This window comes from Streptomyces sp. SID5464, from assembly GCF_009862985.1.
Lineage (GTDB): Bacteria > Actinomycetota > Actinomycetes > Streptomycetales > Streptomycetaceae > Streptomyces > Streptomyces chartreusis_D.
Genome location: NZ_WWIQ01000009.1, coordinates 1 through 16580, shown reverse-complemented (window position 1 = coordinate 16580; position 16580 = coordinate 1). Strand labels below are relative to the sequence as shown.

Annotated in this window: 17 protein-coding genes; 10 read left to right on the top strand and 7 right to left on the bottom strand. The window is 70.8% G+C overall.

The annotated features are described in order from the left end of the window. Positions 1-2: 2 nt before the first annotated feature. The 3 genes from GTY47_RS08500 to GTY47_RS08490 all read left to right on the top strand — a co-directional run bounded on the left by GTY47_RS08500 (position 3) and on the right by GTY47_RS08490 (position 2791). The gene (locus GTY47_RS08500) at positions 3-497 is read left to right on the top strand and encodes a MarR family transcriptional regulator (RefSeq protein ID WP_231911102.1); all 495 of its coding nucleotides are present in this window, start codon (positions 3-5) and stop codon (positions 495-497) included. Beyond that, positions 494-1795 carry a multidrug effflux MFS transporter gene (locus tag GTY47_RS08495; RefSeq protein ID WP_010034363.1) on the top strand — a complete coding sequence of 434 codons (1302 nt, stop codon included), beginning with the start codon at positions 494-496 and terminating at the stop codon, positions 1793-1795. Before GTY47_RS08500 ends, GTY47_RS08495 begins: the two co-directional genes overlap by 4 nt. Before the next feature lie 78 nt (positions 1796-1873). After that, entirely contained in the window at positions 1874-2791 is a 918-nt protein-coding gene (locus tag GTY47_RS08490) for an MBL fold metallo-hydrolase (RefSeq protein ID WP_029180779.1), read from the top strand. On the opposite strand, the gene GTY47_RS08485 is transcribed toward GTY47_RS08490, so the two are convergent. From GTY47_RS08485 to GTY47_RS08465, 5 genes are read right to left on the bottom strand one after another with little or no spacing between them, the layout of a single operon-like run. Beyond that, complete coding sequence (locus GTY47_RS08485; RefSeq protein ID WP_010034356.1) at positions 2782-3294, bottom strand: flavin reductase family protein; 513 nt, start codon at positions 3292-3294, stop codon at positions 2782-2784. The two genes, GTY47_RS08490 and GTY47_RS08485, sit on opposite strands and share 10 nt — an antisense overlap. A 21-nt stretch (positions 3295-3315) precedes the next feature. Next, entirely contained in the window at positions 3316-4254 is a 939-nt protein-coding gene (locus GTY47_RS08480; RefSeq protein ID WP_010034353.1) for an aromatase/cyclase, read from the bottom strand. A gap of 31 nt (positions 4255-4285) precedes the next feature. Further along, positions 4286-4543, bottom strand: a complete 258-nt coding sequence (locus GTY47_RS08475) for an acyl carrier protein (RefSeq protein ID WP_010034351.1) — start codon at positions 4541-4543, stop codon at positions 4286-4288. A gap of 50 nt (positions 4544-4593) precedes the next feature. Further along, positions 4594-5826, bottom strand: a complete 1233-nt coding sequence (locus GTY47_RS08470) for a ketosynthase chain-length factor (protein ID WP_010034349.1) — start codon at positions 5824-5826, stop codon at positions 4594-4596. Beyond that, positions 5823-7124, bottom strand: coding sequence for a beta-ketoacyl-[acyl-carrier-protein] synthase family protein (locus GTY47_RS08465; protein ID WP_324604437.1), 1302 nt, complete (start codon positions 7122-7124; stop codon positions 5823-5825). The genes GTY47_RS08470 and GTY47_RS08465 overlap by 4 nt, the downstream gene beginning before the upstream one ends. A gap of 130 nt (positions 7125-7254) precedes the next feature. Between GTY47_RS08465 and GTY47_RS08460 the strand changes: the two genes are divergently transcribed. The 5 genes from GTY47_RS08460 to GTY47_RS08440 all read left to right on the top strand — a co-directional run bounded on the left by GTY47_RS08460 (position 7255) and on the right by GTY47_RS08440 (position 11462). Then, positions 7255-7710, top strand: coding sequence for a Rieske 2Fe-2S domain-containing protein (locus GTY47_RS08460; protein ID WP_010034342.1), 456 nt, complete (start codon positions 7255-7257; stop codon positions 7708-7710). Between the two features lie 77 nt (positions 7711-7787). Further along, the gene (locus tag GTY47_RS08455; protein WP_010034338.1) at positions 7788-8828 is read left to right on the top strand and encodes an amidohydrolase family protein; all 1041 of its coding nucleotides are present in this window, start codon (positions 7788-7790) and stop codon (positions 8826-8828) included. Next, complete coding sequence (locus tag GTY47_RS08450; protein ID WP_010034335.1) at positions 8825-9886, top strand: amidohydrolase family protein; 1062 nt, start codon at positions 8825-8827, stop codon at positions 9884-9886. Before GTY47_RS08455 ends, GTY47_RS08450 begins: the two co-directional genes overlap by 4 nt. Further along, a complete protein-coding gene (locus GTY47_RS08445; protein ID WP_010034333.1) occupies positions 9883-10647 on the top strand; it encodes an SDR family oxidoreductase in 765 nt (254 codons plus the stop codon). The genes GTY47_RS08450 and GTY47_RS08445 overlap by 4 nt, the downstream gene beginning before the upstream one ends. 41 nt (positions 10648-10688) lie before the next feature. Beyond that, positions 10689-11462, top strand: coding sequence for an SDR family oxidoreductase (locus GTY47_RS08440; RefSeq protein WP_010034330.1), 774 nt, complete (start codon positions 10689-10691; stop codon positions 11460-11462). Between the two features lie 86 nt (positions 11463-11548). Here the strand turns inward: GTY47_RS08440 and GTY47_RS08435 are convergent, their stop codons facing one another. After that, positions 11549-12838 carry a glycosyltransferase gene (locus tag GTY47_RS08435; protein ID WP_029180775.1) on the bottom strand — a complete coding sequence of 430 codons (1290 nt, stop codon included), beginning with the start codon at positions 12836-12838 and terminating at the stop codon, positions 11549-11551. Between the two features lie 298 nt (positions 12839-13136). On the opposite strand from GTY47_RS08435, the gene GTY47_RS08430 reads away from it, so the two are divergent. Both GTY47_RS08430 and GTY47_RS08425 read left to right on the top strand, forming a co-directional pair. After that, positions 13137-13922, top strand: coding sequence for an AfsR/SARP family transcriptional regulator (locus GTY47_RS08430; protein ID WP_158688382.1), 786 nt, complete (start codon positions 13137-13139; stop codon positions 13920-13922). Further along, entirely contained in the window at positions 13919-15184 is a 1266-nt protein-coding gene (locus tag GTY47_RS08425) for an Nramp family divalent metal transporter (RefSeq protein ID WP_010034319.1), read from the top strand. Before GTY47_RS08430 ends, GTY47_RS08425 begins: the two co-directional genes overlap by 4 nt. A gap of 62 nt (positions 15185-15246) precedes the next feature. Here GTY47_RS08425 and GTY47_RS08420 read toward each other — a convergent pair. Then, positions 15247-16580, bottom strand: a 1334-nt coding sequence (locus tag GTY47_RS08420; RefSeq protein WP_010034316.1) for a helix-turn-helix domain-containing protein, incomplete at its 5' end; no start/stop codon positions are given.

Here is a 16580-nt window from a genome sequence, read left to right as displayed (position 1 = left end):
ATGTGGAAGCTGGAGACGAACTTCGTACGGCCGAGACGCTACGGCTCGGCGTGTCACGACTGGCGACGCGCCTGCGCGCACAGCACCCCGGACGCGGCCAGGCGCTCACCCGCATGGCCGCCTCCGTGCTGGCCAACCTGCGCCATGACGGTCCGCTGACCCCCACCGCGCTGGCCGCCGTCGAAGGGCTCCAGCCGCAGTCCCTGACCCGCGTCCTGAACGAGCTGGAGGAACGGGGCCGCATCGTCCGGACGACCAACCGCAAGGACCGCCGCAGCCAGGACATCGCCATCACGGACCTCGGTGTCCAAGCGCTCGACGGGCACGTTCAGGAGGGCAACCGCTGGCTCGCCTCGGCACTGGCGACCCTGACCCCGACCGAGCGCGGCGTGCTCGAACTGGCCGCCGGCCTGATGGTGAGGCTGGCCGAGACCGCCCCCCTGACAACCGCCCACCCCGGTGGTGCCGACGAGGAAGGACACGGAACCGCGTCATGAGGAAGACGAGCCGCGACTCCCCCGGGGTGTCGCCCACCGGCCGCCGCACGCAGGGACCACCGGCCCGCCGACGGGTCATGCTCACCCTGGCAGGGGTCAGCGCCGTCAGCCCGCTGGCCACCGACATGTACGTCCCCGGACTGCCGCAGATGGCGCGCTCACTGCACACCGACACGGCCGGGGCCCAGATCTCGCTGACCGGTTTCCTCATCGGCATCATCGTCGGACAGCTGTTATGGGGCCCCCTCAGCGATTCCCTCGGGCGGCGGCCGGTCCTGATCGGGGGGTCCGCCGCCTTCGCCGGCTTCTCGCTCCTGTGCGGGCTCGCGCCGACCCTGGAGATTCTCAACGCCGCCCGCTTGGGGCAGGGGCTGACCGGGGCCGCCGGCATCGTGGTGGCCCGGGCGGTGGTGGCCGACCTCTTCGACGACGACCGGATCGGGGGAGCGTTCGCGGCGCTCTCCGCGGTGACCGCCGTGGCGCCCATCGTGGCTCCCCTGCTCGGCGGAGCCGTGCTCTCCGTCGGGTCCTGGCGATGGCTCTTCGTGCTGCTGGCTCTCGTTGGCCTCGCCCTGACGCTGTGCCTGGCACTGTGGGTGCCGGAATCCCTGCCCGCGACCGCCCGCGTGTCCGGGGGAGTGAGCGGGACCGTCCGGTCCATGAGGCGTGTCTGCGCACGGCGTTCGGTACTGGCGCCGGTCCTGAGCCTGGGCTTCGGCGGAGCGGCGATCTTCGTGTACATCGGCAGCACGAGCTTCGTCTTCCAGGACGTCTACCACCTGTCGGCCGGCCTCACCAGCCTGGTGTACGGGGCGAACGCGATCGGGAACATGGCGGCCAGCATCTCCTACGGCCGGCTCGTGCGGCGCCGCAGCGCCGAGGAGTTGCTGCGCGGGTCCATGGTGCTCACCCTCACTCCCGCCGCGCTCCTCGTCGCCGCCGAAGCCGCCGGAATGGGCAGCCTCGCCCTGACGTGGATCTGCCTCTTCGTGTCGATCGCGGCGTTCGGCGTCTTCTTCCCGGCGGTCACGACGGTCGCCCAGAGCCGGGGCAGGGACGCACCCGGCGCGACCTCCGCTCTGCTGGGCAGCGTGCAGTTCACGTTCGGCGCCGTGGCCTCCCCCCTGGCGGGGCTCTTCGGTGACGACAGCGCACTGCCCATGGCCGGGCTGATGGCGGGCTTCCTGGCCCCGGCCACGCTGGCCGCGTTCCTCGTGTCACGGGCCCGGGAAGCAGGGAGCGCCGCAGCGCCCCGGGACACCCACCGGCACGGGCCCCACGACCGCACGACCGCCTGAGCCGTCCACGACTCAACCGCCTCTATAGCCGCTCAGCTGATGATGCGTGAGCTGCAGGACTCGTCTGAGGAGGTCGACATGAGGCAGGAAGGAAACCTGCGTGCGGTCCGGCTCGAGCAGGTCGCCGACGGCGTCTTCGCCTATCTCCAGCCCGACGGGGGCTGGTGCGTGAACAATGCGGGGCTGGTCGTCGCCGACGGGCAGGCGATGCTCGTCGACACCGCGGCGACCGAGGCCCGCGCCCGGCGGCTGCGTGAGGCGGTGGCTTCCGTGACAGGGGCAGCCCCCACCACGATCGTCAACACTCATTCCCACGGGGACCACACCTTCGGTAACTTCGTCTTTCCGGAGGCCGCTGTCATCGGCCATGAACGAGCGCGCGACGAGATGCTGGCGGCCCGGCTGCACCTGACCGGCCTGTGGCCGGACGTCGACTGGGGCGACGTGCAGCTGGTCCCGCCGCGGATCGTGTTCCCGGACCGCCTGACACTCCATCTCGCAGAGCGGCGCGTGGAACTGCTGCACTTGGGGCCGGCCCACACCAGCGGCGACGTGGTCGTATGGCTCCCGGACAGCCGGGTGCTGTTCACCGGGGACATCGTCATGGCGGGCGTGACGCCGTTCGTGCCGATGGGGTCGGTGTCCGGATGCCTGGCGGCACTCGACGCGTTGCGCGGCCTGGAAGCCAGGGTGATCGTCCCCGGCCACGGCCCGGTCAGTGGACCGGAGGTACTGGACGACACCGCCGAGTACCTCCGGCTCCTGCGGTCGCTGGCCGCCGAGGGCGCCGCGGCCGGCCTGCACCCCCTCGCCATCGCCCGGTCGGCCGACCTCGGCCGGTTCGGTGACTGGCTGGACTCCGAGCGCCTCGTTCCCAACCTGCACCGTGCCCGCGCCGAGGCGCAGGGGGCCGAACCGGGCAGCCCGATGGACATGAACGCCCTCTTCGCCGACATGGTCGCCTTCCACGGAAAGCTGCCGGCCTGTCACGCCTGAGGCACCGCCTCGCAGGCGACGAGCCAAGGGCTGAACACACCCCGCTGGTAGAGCACGGGGTGGCGCGGTCGCACCACGGCGGTCTCCATCCGGCCCACCAGGAGGCTGTGGTCGCCCATGCGCACCACGTCGGCCAGGGCACACTCCGCCCAGGCGAGGATCGCGTCGTCCTTGATGACCGGAGCGTCACCGACCGCCGAGGACGGGTGCCAGCGCAGGCCGGTGAACTTGTCGTCGAGGCTGCCCGCGAAGCGGCGCCCCAGGTCCGCTCCGCTCTCGGCGAGCAGGTGGACGACGAACGCCTCGGCCGAGAGCACCGTGGGCAGCGTGCGGGAGCGGTGGTCCGCGCACACCAGAAGCAGCGGCGGATCGGCCGAGACGGCGGTGAAGGAGTTGCAGGTGAATCCCTGCGGACCTGCTCCGGGAGCCGCGGCGGTCACCACCGCCACGGCTGTCGGGACGGAGCCGAAGAACGCGCGGAAGGTGTCCGAGTCGGTTGCCATGCGGCCGTCGCCCTTCGACCCTCAGGCCCTGGCCTCGGCCGTCACGGCCGCGGCATGTCCCAGCGTGGCCCGGCTGTTGCGGCCCAGCGCCTCCCGCACATGGGCGCGCGCGTCGGCCACCGAGGCACCGGGACCCAGCAGCCGCGGGATCGCCTCCGGGCGGAGGGTCACGGTGTGGCGCGCCACCGCCAGGGTTCCTTCGGGGTGCGACTCGAAGATCCACTCCCCGCTGTGCCCGGCCAGCAGCGGCGGAGTGACCCGCTGCTTGTAGGCGATCCACCCCGGCTGCCGGCAGATGCGCACCGACCGCGTGGTGTGCGACGTGCCGTCCACCGCTGTGTCCATCTCCAGGTGCTGCACACCAGGGGCCGGCTCCTCCAGGACGACACGGGTGACGTGCGGAAGAGTCCGCTCCCATCGCTCGGCGTGCTCGACGAAGGCGTACGTCTCCTCCACCGGGCGTTCGAGGACCATCGTGTCGGTGAACGAGAACGTCACCTCGTCCACCGGGTGACCGGATGCGACCACCCCCGCCAAGGCGTTCAGCTCCCGTGTGCTGTTGGCCTCCAGGGCCCGCTCGGCGTCCGCCAGAGCGCCCGGGTCGGCCACGGCGAACCGGTGGCGCAGCACCACCTCCGTGCTCCCGTCGGCGGATGCGCGGAAGAACCAGGCCCCCGACATGCGCGCGAACGGCGGAGCGCTGTGCTCCTGATGGAAGATGATCACTCGGCGGTCACCGTCGAGGACGCGGGTGGAGCGCCAGGTGACCACCCGGCCGTTGACCTCCGCCCAGATCTGGAAGCGCTCGGTGCGCCCCACCCGTTCCAGGTGGCGCACGGCCACGGTCGGCTCGAACACGGCGGGCCATCGGGTGACGTCCGCGACCACGGCGTACAGCTCGTCGGCGGGAGCCGCGATGGTCAGGGAGTGCTCGGTGCGATGCAGTGTGGTGCCGTTCATCCTGGTGCCCTCCTTGGCGGACCGGTCGGTGTCAGGCGGCGTTCTGTGAGGACTCGTTGACCAGGTCGAGGAGCGCGCGGGGGGTGGGAACCGTCGCCACCACCTCGTCGGACAGGGCGACCCCGTACTCGCGCTCGATCACCGCGGCCGCCTCCATCAGGGCCAGCGAGTCGTAGCCGAGGTCCTGGAAGCTGAGGTCCAGCGTCTCGTCCCCCATGCCGTCCGTGTCGCTCTCGCCGGCGCATGTCACCAGGATCCGGCGCAACGAGTCGAGGGTGAGTTCAGCCATGACGATGCTCCTCCATTGATGTGTCGCTTCAGGGGTCTGCGTGAGGTTTGTCAGCGGTCCTCGCCGGCGGTCAGGACGACCGCGGTGTTGAAGCCGTGCCGGCCGCGGGCCAGGACGAGGGCCGAGCGGGGGCGGATGTCGCGTGGCTCACCGGTCACCAGGTCGAGTTCGTAGGCGGCGGGCACCTGGGAGGTGTGCGCGGTCGCCGGAACCACGCCGTCGCGCAGGGCCAGGACGGCCGCGACCAGGTCGGCCGGGCCGCCGCCCGCGCACATCCGGCCCAGGAGCGCCTTGGGTACGGTGACGGGAACGCCGTGCGGACCGAACAGTTCACGGATCGCCTCCGCCTCGCTTCGGTCCGCGTCGGGACGCGCGGCACCGTCGGCGAACACGACGTCGACGTCGGAACGGTCGAGTGCCGCCTGCTCCAGAGCCAGCCGGGCCGCCCTGGCCAGGGCCGGCGGACGGCCCGTTCCCGGCGCCGGGTCGAACGTGGCCGCGTAGCCCGCGATCTGCCCGTACACCTGGGGGGCACCGCGGCGCGCGGCGGACTCCGCGTCCTCGACGACCAGCATGGCACCGCCCTCGCCGGGCACATGACCGGCGGCTTCGGTGTCGAACGGGAGGTAGGCGCGCTCGGGATCTGTGGCGGTGGTCACCCGCTGGTCGGCGAGCTGGGACAGCCAGCCCCATGGATCCAGCGCCGAGTCGACCCCGCCGCACAGCACCAGCGGGGTACCGGCGTTCACCGTCCGACGTGCGTGCCCGATCGCGTCGAGGCCGCCCGCCTGCTCGGCCACCAGCGCCGCCGAAGGGCCGCGGGTCCCGTGCCGGATGGAGATCTGGCCCGTGTTGACGGCGTAGAACCAGGCGAACGACTCATAGACACTCACGAACTCAGGTCCGCGGCTCCATAACTTGCGGAACTCACGGTGGGTGAAGTCGAATCCGCCCTGGGCGGTGGAGGTGACGACTCCCATGTCGTAGTCCGCCAGGCCGCACTCGGGCCCGACGCCGGCGTCCTTGAGGGCCTCCTCGGCCGCGGTGAGTGCGTAGCGGGTGGAGACGTCCGTCTGGGGCATCAGCCGGGAGGGAATGTGGTCCGTGGCCAGAAAGTCGTCGATCTGCCCGGCGAGGCGGGCCCGGTAGCTCGAGGCCTCGAAGCGGGTCAGTTCGGATATGCCGTTCTTGCCGGCCAGCAACCCGTCCCAGTAGGCCCGGGCGCCCACTCCGTTGGGAGCCACGACGCCGACCCCGGTGACGACGGTGCGTGCGGTGCTCATACGGCCGTCACCTCCGGACGGTGCAGGACCATCGCGCTCTGGAAGCCCCCGAACCCGCTGCCCACCGTCAGCACCGCGTTCGTGGGCTGTTCCCGGGCGGTGAGCGGCACGTAGTCGAGATCGCATTCCGGGTCGGGGTGGTGCAGGTTCGCCGTCGGCGGGACGGTGTCGTTCTCGATGGCCAGCAGCGAAGCGGCGATCTCGAGGGAGCCGATCGCGCCGAGCGAGTGCCCGATCATCGACTTGATGGAACTGACGGGCACGTCGTACGCGTGCCGGCCCAGGCTGGTCTTGAAGGCCGCGGTCTCGTGCCGGTCGTTCTGCTTGGTGCCGGAACCGTGGGCGTTGACGTAGTCGATGTCGGTGGGGTTCAGACGTGCCTGATCGAGCGCCACCCTGATCGCCTCCGCCATTTCCCGGCCGTCCTTCTTCAGCCCCGTCATGTGGTAGGCGTTGCACCGCGTGGCGTAGCCGCCGATCTCGGCATAGACATGGGCGCCCCGTGCCCTCGCCGAGGCGTGGCTCTCCAGGACGAACATCGCGGCGCCCTCCGCCAGGACGAAGCCGTTCCGGGTGGCGTCGAAGGGGCGCGAGGCCAGGGCGGGCTCGTCGTTGCGCGGGGTCGTCGCCTTGATGGCGTCGAAGCACGCCACGACGATGGGGGTGATCGGTGTGTCCGTGGCTCCCGCGACGACCACGTCGGCACTGCCCTCCTGGATGAGCTGGACCCCGTAGCCGACGGCGTCGAGCCCCGACGTGCAGCCGTCCGACACCATGATCACGGGCCCTTCCGCCCCGGCCGTCCAGGCCACCTCCGCGGGCGCGACGCCCGGGGACAGGTAGTCGCCCATGTAGGGGGACAGGTGCGCCGGGTCCACCAGCCAGTCGCGGCCGGAGTCGGACAGCACCAGGTACTCGTTCTCCAGGCTGGTCGCGGCGGCGACCGCGCTGCCCAGCACGACACCGCGTCGTTCGGGGGCGTGCGCCTCGAGGGGCAGACCGCTGTCGGCCAGAGCCTCCCGTGCGCACACCACCGCGAACTGGGTGGCCCGGTCCATTCGCCTGAGTTCCTGCGGGGTCAGCCCCTCGGCGGCACCGTCGAAATCCACCTCACCGGCGACGCGCGAACGAAAGGGGGAAGAATCGAAAAAGGTGATCCCCCGAGTCGCGGTGCGTCCTTCACTGAGCAGACTCCAGAATTCCTTCACCCCCGACCCGCCTGGGGCGCGAACACCGAGCCCGGTAACCACCACTCGTGTCACAGCCGGCCTCCTGAGCTGTAGATGCTGTTCCTCGATCGTCTGCCGGTTTGCTCGAGCGGGCCTCGAAATCGGCTCGCGCCCGCGGCTGAGCGATGGTCGAGGATTTCGCGAGTACCGGGAGCCACCCTGACCGCAGTCAGCGACATGAGAAGGGAACGCACCCGGCATGCAGTACGTCGTGGGCACGGTCACCGAATTCGAGGAACGCCGCGCCAAGATCGTCCAGATCGGGAACAGAACGGTCGGCGTGTTCCGCATCAACGATGAGTACTACGCGCTGCGCAACTACTGTCCGCACCAGGGCGCTCCCCTCTGCGCGGGCAAGGTACTGCCCAACCTGTCGGCCCAGGACGGCCGCCGGGTCGACGTCGACGAGGAGACGTGGTTCGTCGCGTGCCCCTGGCACGGCTGGGAGTACGACATCCGGACGGGACAGTCCTACTTCGGGGCGGACCATCCCCCGGCCCGCGGCTACCACGTCAGCGTCACGGCGGAGCCGGCCGGCTCCCCGGCCCCGGGCCGGTCCCCGGGACCGTTCGTCGCGGATTCCTACGAGGTGCGCGTCCAGGACCGGTACGTCGTGGTCGACACCTCCCGCCGGCCGGACCGGCCGCCACGGTGATTCCGTCCCCTACGTCGTTCGGCACATTCCCCGGGAAGGAAGTGGTTTCCCTGTCGAGGAAACAGTTCACCAAAGCAGTGGACGCCGATGTCCACCCCTTCGTCATGCCCGGGGAGGTGAGTGCGTATCTGCCACCCGTGTGGCGGACCAAGTTCGAGAAGTACGGGATCAGGCCCCCGGTGCCGGGAAGTGTCTATCCCCGTATGCGCAACGGCGGTTACCGAAGGGACGCCTGGCCCGACACCTTTCCCGGGAACGACGTCGATCTGATGAAGGAGCAACTCCTCGATCTCTATGACCTCGCCGCCGCCGTGCTGATTCCTCTGCACGCCCACAGCTTCGGCGCCGAGCATGCCGAATTCTCCGATGCCCTGTGCCGGGGCCTCAACGACTGGCTCACGGACCGGTTCCTCGAGAAGGACGGCCGTTTCATCGGCTCCGTGTCCGTCCCGTTCGAGACGCCGGTCATGGCGGCCGAGGAGATACGGCGCCGGGCGGCCGACCCCAGGTTCCAGCAGGTGCTCGCCCCCGCCAACACCGAACTCCCCATGGGCTCTCCGAAGTACTGGCCCGTCCTTGAGGCCGCCTGTGAGACGGGGCTGCCTCTGGGGGTGCACAGCGGAGGCGTGCCGAGCTACCGGCTCACCGGACCACCGAGCTACTACCTCGAAGAGCACTGCGAGTTCAGCGGGGAGATGCAGTCGGTGGTCATGAGCCTCGTCCTCGGCGGCACCTTCGAGCGGTTCCCCGAACTCCGCGTCGTACTGGTGGAGGGCGGGATCGCCTGGGCCGGCCCGCTGCAATGGTCCATGGACGCGCTGTACCGCACCTGGCACAGCGACCTGCCCGGCCTGCGCAAACTGCCCTCGGAGTACTTCCGGGAACACTTCTGGCTGACGACCCAGCCCATCGAGGAGCCTCCCCGGGCGCGCGATCTGCCCCGGGCGATCCGGCAGGCGGACATCGAGGACCGGTTGCTGTTCGCCTCCGACTACCCGCACTGGGACTTCGACGCCCCGGACCACGCCCTGAAGGACCTGCCCAAGGAACTCCGTGAGGCGGTGCTGCGCACCAACGCGGAGTCGCTGTACCGCATCCCCGCGGAGGTGGCGGCGTGACCACCAACGGGCTCATCGACACGGACGTGCACGTCGCACCCTCGGACTTCGCGGAGCTCGCGGCCTATCTGCCGCAGTACTGGCAGCGGTACGCCGAGGAAGGCGGGGTGCGGCTGACCGCCCGGCAGCGCGGCGACTACCCGCCCCCCGACGAGGCTCCGCAGGGCGATGCCCGCACTCCGGCCCGGGCCGCGGAGCTCGCAGCGCTGGACCAGGACGAGCACGGCCCGGTGGCGGCTGCCGTCCTCACCTGTACGGTGCTCTTCGACTTCAGCAGGAGCGCGCAGTTCGAAGCGGTCGGGGCCCGGGCGGTCAACTCCTGGACGGCCGATGTCCTGCTCGACGAGGATCCGCGGCTCTTCGGCAGCGCCGTGATACCGACGCTGGATGTCGAGGAGGCCGTGACCGAGATCCAACGCGTCGCGGAAAACCCTCGCTTCGTGCGGATCCTCCTGCCGGTGCGCAACGAGTTCCGCTACGGGGAACCGTCGTTCCGGCCTGTCCTGGAGGCGGCAGCCGAGGCCGGCCTCGTGGTCTGTCTGCACTCCGGCGGCCGCACCGGCCTGAGCGCCTCACCGACCGGATACCACGGCAGCTTCGTGGAGGACATGGTCGTCGACCAGCACCGCGCCGCGCAGAACCAGCTCGTGAGCCTCGTCTCCAGTGGTGTTCTGGCCCGCGTCGACGGGCTGCGCCTGACGGTCGCCGAATGCGGCTTCTCGTGGCTGGCCCCGCTGCTGTGGCGGCTGGACAAGGACTGGAAGAGCCTGTGGCGGGAGGTGCCGTGGCTGGACCGCGAACCCTCGTATCTCGTCCGTGACCGCGTCAGGTTCACCCTGGAGCCGGCTCACCTGCCGCCGGACGACGAGGCGCTCCGGGAGGCAGCGGCCCTGTGCGAGGCCCCGCGCGTCCTGATGTACAGCAGCGATTTCCCGCACCGGTACGAAAGCGCCGCCCGGCACCTGCTCGGCACGCTCGGCGAGGAGGACCGGCAGCAGGTGCTGCACGGCAACGCCCGCGATCACTACCGGCGGCTGGCCATGGCGGGCGGGGCGTGAGCGTGGACCTGGCGTTGCGGGACCGGACGGTCCTGGTCACCGGCGGCAGCGGAGGCGTCGGACGCGAACTCGTACGGGCGTTCGCCGCCGAGGGCGCCAAGGTGGCCTTCACCTACCACTCCGACCGGCAGACCGCCGAGGATCTCGAACGCGAGGGGGACGGACGCGTCCTCGCGGTGCCCCACCGCATGGGTGAGAACGGTGGTGTCCACGACGTCGTACGGTCGGTGAACCGGTGGGCCGGGCCGGTCCAGGTGCTGGTGAACAACGCCCTGTTCCAGCCGGCGGCGCCGGCGCTCGACATCGGGGAACTCGACGCCGTGCCCTGGCGCGAGGTGCTGCGTCTGAACGTCGAGACCGCTGTCGAGTTCTCGTCGGCCGCGCTCGGGCAGATGCGGGAGACGGGGTGGGGACGCATCGTCCAGGTGTCCAGCAGCCTGGTCTCCCAGGGCAAGAAGGGATTCGAGTTCTACGGCGCCGCCAAGGCCGCGCTGCACGGGTTCAACCGGTCACTGGCGTTCTCGGCGGGTGACGCCGACATCCTGTGCAACGTGGTCGTGCTCGGTCTGACCCGCACCGAGACCAACGTGACCAAGCCGTGGTTCCCCGACTACCGGGACGAGTTCGTCGCGCTGTCCCCTCAGGGCCGCCTCGTCGAGGCGGCCGACGTCGCCACCATGGTGGTCGTCCTCGGCTCGGCCGCCAACCAGGTCGTGAACGGACAGGACGTGCACGTGAGCGGCGGCGCGGTGGTCCGCTGAGCGACAGCCGAAAGGCCGAACGACAGCCGAAAGGTGGAAGCATGGATCTCGGAATCAAGGACAAGGTGGCACTGGTCACGGGCGGTTCGGGCATCGGTGTCGGTTCGCACACCTGCCGGACGCTGGCCGCCGAGGGCGCCCGCGTGGCCGTCACCTACCGTTCGAACGAGGCTGCGGCGAAGAACCTCGTGCACGACATCGAACGCGCGGGCGGGCGGGCCATGGCGGTGGCCTACGACCTGGAGTCGCCCGACGTGATCGACGAGTGCGTCGACGCCGTCGTGTCGGCCTGGGGCTCGGTGGACATCCTGGTGGCCAACGCCATGTCCCCGCCGGCGCCCTTGGCCACGACGCCTTTCGACACGCTGCCGAGGGACGACGTCCGGCGGCGCGTCCGTACCGATCTGGAGTCGACCCTTTTCACCGTTCAGCGTGTCATCCCCCTCATGGCGTCGGCGGGCTGGGGACGGGTCGTACTGGTGTCCTCGCTGGGCTGTGAACGAGGGTGGGCCGGTGACGCGCCGTTCGAGACGGCGGCCGGTGCGACCAAGGCGGCCCTGCTCGGCGTCGCCAGGAGTCTGGGCGTGGAGTACGGGCGGCGGGGCGTCCTGACCAACGTGGTGACGCCGGGCGGCATCCTCAACGAACAACTGGAGAGGGTGCTGACCAAGGAGAGACTGGAGGTCCTCCAGTCGCGCATCGCGTCGGGGCGCTTCAGCACCCCGCAGGAGGTGGCGCGCTGCATCGCCTACCTCGCCTCCGCGGCCAACGGCAACATCTGCGGCGAGAACGTCCACGTGGACGGCGGTTCGTAGTCCGAACGCGATGACGAGGGGCCCCGGGGAACTGCGTTCCCCGGGGCCGCTCCTCGCGATCGCCGCCGTCCCCGGCCCTGGGACGGTCACATACCGGGGCAGCCCGCGCCGACCCAGCTCTCCAGGGCCTCCGCCGCCCGAGTCACACCAGGCTCCTGCCGTACGCTGCGGGCCACTTGGGCCGCCCGGCGCACGAGATCCGGATTGCGCAGGCACTCGTCGACGGACGCCGCGAACTTCGGGGCCGAGAGCCCGGCCAGGGGGACCGGGGCCGACGCCACGCCCAACTCCGTCAGGCGCTCGGCGAAGTAGGGCTGGTCGACCAGCGCTGGGACGGACATCTGCGGGACGCCCGCGCGCAGGGCCTGCGACATGGTCCCCAGACCGCCGTGATGGATCACGCAGGAGGCCCGGGGGAAGAGCCAGCGGTGGTCCGCCTCTGTGACCTGGAAGACGCCGGGGGGCAACTCCTCCCCGTCGTCGGCGCCGACGAAGACCATGCGTCGGCCGGCCTTGCGCACCGCTTCCCACGCCATCGCGAAAATCCCGTACCTCCGGTGCAGCGGCCAGAGGCTTCCCATGGTGAAGACCACCGGCGGCGACCCTTCCTCGACGAAGGCGCGGAGGTCGGCCGAGGGCTCCCAGGTCGTGCGGTCCCAGTACCAGAACCCGGTCATGTGGCAGTTGGCCGGCCAGTCGGCGGGCGGCGGTACGAGGCTGGGGCTGAAGGGATACAGGATCGGGTTCTTCTCGCCCATCGCCCGCAGCGGCGACCGCAGGCCGAGCGGGCGGTGCCCGCTGCCTCGCCGGACCCTGTTCACGGGCCCGCGCGCGCAGTGCCACTCCCACTGCCGGCGCGCCAGGTGGGTGAGCCGGTTGTACGGGGAACCGAGCGGAAGCGGGGGAGCGCCGAAGGCGGGGAACGCACCGGTGCTCGACTGGGGGATCAGGCATACGGCGGCCCAGGGCGTGGGGTCCTCGACGAGCAGGTGGTACGGGCGGGTGAGCACGGAGTTGACGACGAGGTCGGCGCCCTTGCACGCGGAGCCGAGGAGCTCGACGAGCTCCCGGCGGTCCTCCAGGGTGTGCTGGGGGAGCACGCTCAGGGCACGGGACAGGCGGACGGCGGAGGTGGTGCGTCCCACCCGGGCGGCGAGCCGGTCCTCGTCGAGGGACTTCCACGCCCTTCCGGGCAGGAATTCCCCAGGATCTCCGGGCAGCGGTATCAATTCGAGTCCGGCCTCGTGTACGACATCGGAATACACTGCCGGGGCGGCGATGCGAACGTCGTGACCACGGGATCTCAATTCATGTCCCAACGTCACGAACGGCTGAGTGTCGCCGCGTGCTCCGAGTGTCGTCAGCGTAACGCGCATTGCGTGATCACACCTCCACGGCAGCGAATCGTCGGGGGAATGCGGTCACGCTACACCACGCATTCTCTTGCGCCGTGCGAAATTTCGAACATGGTGATCGTCAATGCGTCGATAAGCGGTCATATTCGCGAACGTGCGCAAAGATCTTACGTTCGTGTGTGGGGGCGTGCGCAAAGATCTTACGTCCGAAACCTAGCGTGGTCGGGGCCATGGACCGCGGTCACCCGGCGTCGGCCGGCGTGGCCATTCACCAAGGTAGGTGGGCAGCTTGTTCGCTCGGCTTCTCGGGCCACTGGCGGTGAGCACGAGCAAGCGGGAATCGTCGCCGTCGTCCAACAAGGAGAAACAGCTTCTGGCGCTGCTGCTTCTCAATCTCCCCCACGTCACGTCTACCGGCCAGATCATCGACGAGCTCTGGACGGAGAATCCGCCCAAGAGTGCGATGACAACGCTGCAGACTTACATCCTGCACCTTCGTAGATTCCTGGCGGAATCGATCGGGGTGTCAGCCAGGACGGTGGCAAAAGAATACCTGGTGCATCGATCGGGCGGATACATTCTCGCGGCCTCGCAGGTGGATCTCGATGTAACAGAATTCCGGGATTTCGAACGACGGGCGCACAAGGAGATGGACAGGAAGGACTACGAGGGGGCCGTGCGGTCCGCGGAGAGCGCGCTGTCCCTGTGGCACGGACAGGCATTGATGGACGTGCAGGCCGGCCAGTACATCCAGGCCGAGATTCATGGCCTGGAGCAGGCACGGTTGTCGCTGATCGAGGCGAAGATCGAGGCCGAACTGGCACTCGGCAGGGACCGGAAGGTGCTGGGAGAGCTGTCCACGCTGGTGACGCGCTACCCCCTCCACGAGGGCTTCAACTCCAACTACATCCGCGCCCTCGTCAACTCGGGGTACCGCACCCGGGCCCTGGAGGTCTACCGGGACCTGCACTCGGTGATGGTGGACCAGGTCGGCCTCGAACCGTCGGCGGAACTCCGGGGGCTGCACGAGGCGATACTCACGGAGAGACTGCCGCGGGCACGGGCGGGCCACCGGCCCGGTGAGCTCCTGCGCCATTCGGCATGAGGGAGGGGACTTCCGCCCGGCCGCCCGTCGTCGTACGCCCCGGAAGGCTCGGAGCGGCGCTGATCGGGCCGGGGTTCGTCGCCGCCGTCGCCTACGTCGACCCGGGGAACTTCGCGACGAACTTCTCCGCCGGCGCGGGCTACGGAACCGGCCTGCTGTGGGTCCTGCTCACCGCCAACCTCGTGGGGATCCTCGTCCAGTACCTGTCCGCGAAGGCGGGTCTGGCCTCGGGACGCAACCTGGCGCAGCTCTGCCGCGAGCACTGTCCTCGGTACGTCGTCATGCCTCTGTGGGTGCAGGCGGAGCTGGTGGCGATCGCCACCGACCTGGCCGAGATCGTGGGCGGCGCGATCGCCCTGAACCTGCTCTTCGGCCTGCCGCTCCTGGCGGGCGGGATCATCACTGCGGTGCTCTCGTTCGCGATTCTCGCACTCGAGACCCGCCACCGGCGTGCGTTCGAGGGCACGATCGCCCTGCTCCTCGCACTGATCGTGGCTTCCTTCCTGTGGACGGGCGTACAGTCCGGGGCGTACGCGCCCGGACTCACGTTCACCGCGCCCGACGGGGAGAGCGCGATGCTCGCCGCCGGGATCATCGGAGCCACGGTCATGCCGCACGCCGTCTACGTGCACTCCGACCTGACGTCTCGTCACCGTCGAGCCGCGCCCGTCGTCGACGAGGCTCTGTCGCGTCCCGGGGGGCGGGCGGCGGCGCGGCCGATGCTGCGCCGGGTTCGCACCGACGTCTGGGCCGCGCTGGGTGTGGCCGGTCTGGTCAACGCGTCGATGCTGCTGGTGGCCGCGCGTGTTTTCGAGCGCGACGGCACGGGCCCCGAGGGCCTGGAGGGCGTGCACGCCGGGCTCGGGGAGGCTCTGGGCGGCCATGTGGCGCTCCTCTTCGCCTTCGCCCTGCTCGTCTCGGGCCTCGCGTCGTCCTCCGTCGGCACGTACGCGGGGCAGGTGGCGATGGCCGGTTTCCTCCGCCGCTCGGTGCCGGCCACGGTCCGCCGCCTCTGCACCGTGGCACCGGCCCTGCTGGTGCTGGGCTTCCAGATCGACGCGACGACCGCGCTGCTCTGGTCCCAGGCCGCCCTGTCTCTCGGTCTGCCGTTCACCCTCGTGCCCCTCGTGTGGCTGACGAGCAGGACCACGGTGATGGGGAGCTGCGTGAACCGTCGTCTCACCACTGCCGCGGCCGTGGTGGTGACCGGGGGAGTGATCGCTGCCAATTGCGTCCTGCTGCGGCAGGAACTGGGAGGCTGAGGGGGGAGGTGAAGGGGTGCCGGGCAGTGCCGGGCCGCGCGGGAGCCGTGCCGGTGCGGCCCTCAGCCTCGGTAGCCCCGCAGCTTGCGGTACAGCGTCGCCCGGCCGATTCCCAGCGCGGCCGCCGCGCGCGCCTTGTTGCCGCCGTGACGGCGCAGTGCCTCCAGGATCGCGGCGCGCTCGGCGTGCTCCATCGGGCTGAGCGGCCGCGCGGCCGGTCCTTCCCGCACGGCGTCCGGCAGCTCCGCCCGGCGGACCGGCCCCGACATCCGGCGGTGCTCCGCGAGGGCCCGGACGACGTGGGCCAGCTCGGTGACGTTCCCGGGCCACGGGTACCGTTCGAGCGCGCGCAGGGCGTCCAGTGTCCAGGTCAGCGGCGGTTGTCCGGGGGCCGGTCGTGGTGCCAGGGCCGGCAGTAGCTCCCGTATGTCCTCGGTGCGTTCCCGCAGCGGGGGCAGGGTCAGCGAGCGGGCGGACAGTTTGTCCAGCAGACGCTGGAGGCAGGGGCCCACCGGCGCGCCGGGCGTGTAGGTGACCAGCAGCCGGGTGTCCGGGTGCGTGTCGAGCAGGGAGTTGAGCGCGGCCACGCCGGGCTGTGCGAGGCGCTCGGCGTGCCGGAGCAGCAGCGGGCGATCGGCCGGCCAGGTGGGCAAGGCCCTTTCGAGCCCGGCGTCCAGCGCCGCGTCGGCGATCTCGACGGCCGTCCCTGCCGCACTGCCGAGCAGGTCCAGAGCCAGAGCGGCCTTGCCCGTTCCGCGCTCACCGGTCAGCAGCAACGGCTCCGGCGAGCGGGCCAGTTCGGCGGCACGGCCGACGGCGTGCCGCCAGGGGACCGACGAACCGGTGAGCGAGCAGGACGGGCGCGGCAGGGCAGGCACCGGCACGGACGGCCCCGGACCGGCGAGCGGCTCCAGGACGGCGACGATCCCGATGACCGCGCCGTCCAGCCGTACGGGATCGATCCGCACGACGCATCCAGCGCCCTCGTGCAGCGCGGACGCCTCGGCCGACTGGGGCAGTTCACGCATCTCGGACAGCTCGGCCGGTCCCGTGTCCTCGGACTGACCGGCCTCACCCACGGCATCCGCCTGCCGCGCGCTCACCGCCGTACGCTCCAGCGCCCCCAGCAGCTCGGGCGTCAGCAACCGCTGCGCGGAGTCGCTGATCAGGCGGTTACGACCGTCCAGAGCGACCACGGCCCGATCGCCCATGGCTCGTTCCGCTACTGCCCGGTCACCCGCGGCCAGGTCCGCCGCGACCTGGTCACCCAGGACTCGGTCCGCCACGACCCGGTCGCCCGCGGCTCGTTCCGCTACGGTCCGGTCGGCCACGGCCCGGTCACCCGGGGCCCGGTCTGCCACGGCCCGGTCCACCGCGGCTCGGTCACCCAGGGCCC